Source organism: Pseudokineococcus sp. 1T1Z-3 (assembly GCF_037482365.1).
GTDB lineage: Bacteria > Actinomycetota > Actinomycetes > Actinomycetales > Quadrisphaeraceae > Pseudokineococcus.
In genome coordinates this window covers 1-662 of the sequence record NZ_JBBHZF010000030.1, presented here as the reverse complement: position 1 = coordinate 662, position 662 = coordinate 1, and the positions used below count along the sequence as shown (strand labels likewise).

Below are 662 nucleotides of genomic sequence, written 5' to 3'. Positions count from 1 at the left end.
CGAGCAGCCCAGACAGCGCCCAGGTGCCGTCGTCGGTCTGGGTGCACCGCAGCTGGGCCTGGCGGGCTTGCCGTGCCTCGGTGCGGGCGAGGTCGTCACCCAGGCCTGACCCGGGGCCGTGGCCTGGGTCGAGGCGGGCGGTCAGGTGCCGGCCGACGTAGGCCAGGCGTCTCGGGTCGAGGTGCGCGGCCTGGGCGATGAGGAACGTCTGGGCCTCGGCGCGGGTGTCGGCGTCGAGGCTGGGGTGCAGGCGTCCCATCGCGGCGGCGATGACCCCGGCCTGCTCGGCGGTGACGGCACCGGCGGCCAGCGCCTTCCCGGTCGCGGCCAAGGGGCCTTGGAGGTCGACGGCGAGGGTGACGCGGCGGCGGGCGTGCTCGGCCCGGGTGGTGGTGGCCGCGCAGAGCCAGTCCGCGGTCGAGGGTCCCCCGCCTGCGGCCTCGAGGCCGCGTTCGTCGGCGACGGCGAGCAGGCGGAGCCGGGCGGCGTCCAGGCGGGCGGCCTGGACCTCCAGGGCGAGGACGGCGTCGCGGACCTCGCCCTCGCTGGCCCGCCACAGCTGGGCAGCGAGCAGCTGGTCCAGCGCCCCGGCCACGGCCTCGACGGCCTCCGGCAGCGCGGGCGGCGCTGCCGCGGCCGCTGGCGCGGCACCAGAGGCAGCG

General features: G+C 78.9%; 1 protein-coding gene. It reads right to left on the bottom strand.

All coding sequences use genetic code 11. The features are described 5' to 3' along the window. Window positions 1-662: DUF222 domain-containing protein (locus WDV86_RS15930; protein ID WP_339568637.1), on the bottom strand; the 662-nt coding region annotated here is incomplete at both ends.